This window comes from Streptococcus sp. HMSC034E03 (assembly GCF_001811505.1).
Classification (GTDB): Bacteria; Bacillota; Bacilli; order Lactobacillales; family Streptococcaceae; genus Streptococcus.
This window is the reverse complement of the sequence record NZ_KV804952.1, coordinates 44,547-47,073: the sequence shown is the minus strand read 5'-3', so window position 1 is coordinate 47,073 and position 2,527 is coordinate 44,547. Positions and strand designations below refer to the sequence as shown.

Sequence of the window (2,527 nt, the reverse complement as noted above, 5' to 3'; positions counted from 1 at the left end):
TATGGTATAATGAAAGAATGAAATACCAAAAAATTGATTTAAAAGAAGTTCGTCAACAAGCTAAACAGTTTCAAGCTGAACATCCACGTTTATTGCTTGTCTTTTTATTACCAAGCATTTTCCTGATTCTATCCAGCTTCATAAGTCCGTTATCCCTACTTGATGAGGGGATTCTTGAGCAATCCTTCTTTACTTTTTTGATGAGCTTGATCCAGTCTTCACTCTTTCCTCTAGCAGTTGGATTCACAAGTTCTATTATCCTAGCTGGTGCTCTGTTTACAACCATTAATCTTTACAGAATTTCCGAGATAGAGCTTTCTTTTAAAGATAGTCTGTCCTTACTTGACAATCGCTTCTTCACCCAGACCTTTCTAACTCTCTTGCTCAAGCGTTTCTATCTCTTTTTATGGAGCATTCCTAATCTTTTTGGAGTTTACTTACTCTTTTACAGCAGTGCCATGGCTCGTAAATTTGTAGAACTTCATCCCGAATTTCCAGCTGTCGACGTCACCAATTCAGATATCGAACATTTTCTGCTCACTTTTGCACTCTACTTCTTTGGTAGCGTCTTTCTGATGATTTTGGGAACCATTGCCTATCTGCCGCAATATTACGCTTATTCCCAAGTAGAGCTGCTCCTTTGTGATACCCTTGCAATTGGAATTGCCAAGCCAAGTCGCGTACTCAAAACCAGTCGCTTCCTTATGAAAGGCTATAAGTTCCAACGCTTCGTACTTGATTTACAACTCCTACCGTGGTATCTTCTTATCTGGATCAGCTTCGGAATTGCGAGCATCCCTTCTTTCCCTTATATCTATAGTAGTCAATTCTTCTTCTATCAAAGATTACTCGAAATCAAGCGAAAAAAAGTTTAATGTGAATGATTAAAACCAGCACCTTCTATGGAAAGTGCTGGTTGTTTTTATTTAAATGGTTACTTGATCTCTGTCTTTAATCATGTAGTGTTTTAATGGAGTTAGGCTTGCCAACCAATATAGGAAGCCACCAAATATCGCTGTAAATCCACTACCCGTTGTAACCAAGAAGATTGGGCTCTGAATTTGAGCAGTCACTGGGTTGTAGACAAAAAGTACAGCTACAAGTAGTGAAATGAATACACAAGATAAACCAACAAGGTTAAAACCTTTTGTAAATTCATATGCCTGATGGCCTTCAAGGAAGTAAGCTGAGCGCAAGTCGAGTTTTCGTTTTCTGAGCAAGAAATAATCGACAACAATCATTCCAATAATAGGACCTTGAATATAAGCTGCAAGCGAGATGAACGAACCAAAATATTCTTCTACACCACCCCAGATTGTCAATGCACTTACATAAACCATAGCAATCCAAACCATCAGTTTATAGCTTACCTTAGGCATCCCACTCTTAACAATCATACAGTTCACATAAGATCCCGTTCCTTGCGTTCCGATGTTAGCAAAAGCTACTAATAACAAACTCAAGAGAGCGAAGGCCGGAGTGCTTAGTGTTGAAAGCATGGTTGTAGGATCACTTTCGTAAACTCCTGTTTTAACAAACATAGCTAGGGCCATAACACCACCAGTCGCTACGAAGAAAGGAGCTACTACTCCATAAGACAAGGCTGTTGCCCAATACCCACTACGTTCTGTTTTAGCCAAACGTGGCAATACAAGAGCCTGCGTAGACCAAGAGAAGGCGAAGGCTACATTTCCTTCTCCTGAAAGCATGAAGCGTTCAAGAGGATTCAGATCTCCTTGTATTGCTGGTTGAATATTCATAATATCTGTAATAGGAACTGCCACGAAACAAATACCCACGATGATTAAACCAACAAGCAACAAAGCGATAACTAAGAAACGGTTCGTCCACTTTATGACTTCAGGTCCACCAAGGGCAATCAAGGTTCCCAATAAGACACAGAGCGTCCCAAGAATCGGTCCCCATATGCCTTTGTCAAGCCCAAGACCGAAACTATTAGCCAAATGAATCATAGAACTGGCAAAAAGATTTGCAGCAACAGCATACCAACCAAAGTTAGCTAAACTAATTGTGGTTGATAAGAGAGCTACTCCACGTTTCCCTAAAACCGCTCGGAGCCAAATCCACAAATCAATTCCGTATTTGACCGCAAATAAAACAGGAAGACATTCAATAAAGACCCAGATAATATTAAAACTAAAAATATTAATCAGCATTTGACTGAAAGTCAAGTACTGAGCTACATAGGCACCTTGCGTGTAGCACCATGTTGCAATCGCAAAACCACTGGTTGATAAGAATAAATCCCAGAAGGAATATTGACGATCCTTATTGGTCATCGGTACAATCCCTGTTATGGTTTCTTGTTGAATAAAGTCATTCATTTTTGACATTATTGGATTCCTCCTGTCATGGCTAGGATAATCAAAAGTAGGTTAATGATCACTGCAAGGGCTGCAAGGATAAAGTCCTTTCTCAAGAATTGTTTTGGAAACTCATATTCTGGTGACTCCATCTCTTCTAGTCTATGCTTAGTTTCTTCTGCAACTAATTGTTCAATTTCAGA

The 2,527-nt window shown here is 39.5% G+C and carries 2 protein-coding genes; one reads left to right on the top strand and one right to left on the bottom strand.

Annotation, left to right across the window (positions count from 1 at the left end):
• Positions 1 to 17: 17 nt before the first annotated feature.
• Positions 18 to 875 carry a DUF975 family protein gene (locus HMPREF2805_RS01335; protein ID WP_075231070.1) on the top strand — a complete coding sequence of 286 codons (858 nt, stop codon included), beginning with the start codon at positions 18 to 20 and terminating at the stop codon, positions 873 to 875.
• Between the two features lie 51 nt (positions 876 to 926).
• On the opposite strand, the gene HMPREF2805_RS01330 is transcribed toward HMPREF2805_RS01335, so the two are convergent.
• Positions 927 to 2,354 carry a cytosine permease gene (locus HMPREF2805_RS01330; RefSeq protein ID WP_075231069.1) on the bottom strand — a complete coding sequence of 476 codons (1,428 nt, stop codon included), beginning with the start codon at positions 2,352 to 2,354 and terminating at the stop codon, positions 927 to 929.
• Between the last annotated feature and the right edge of the window lie 173 nt (positions 2,355 to 2,527).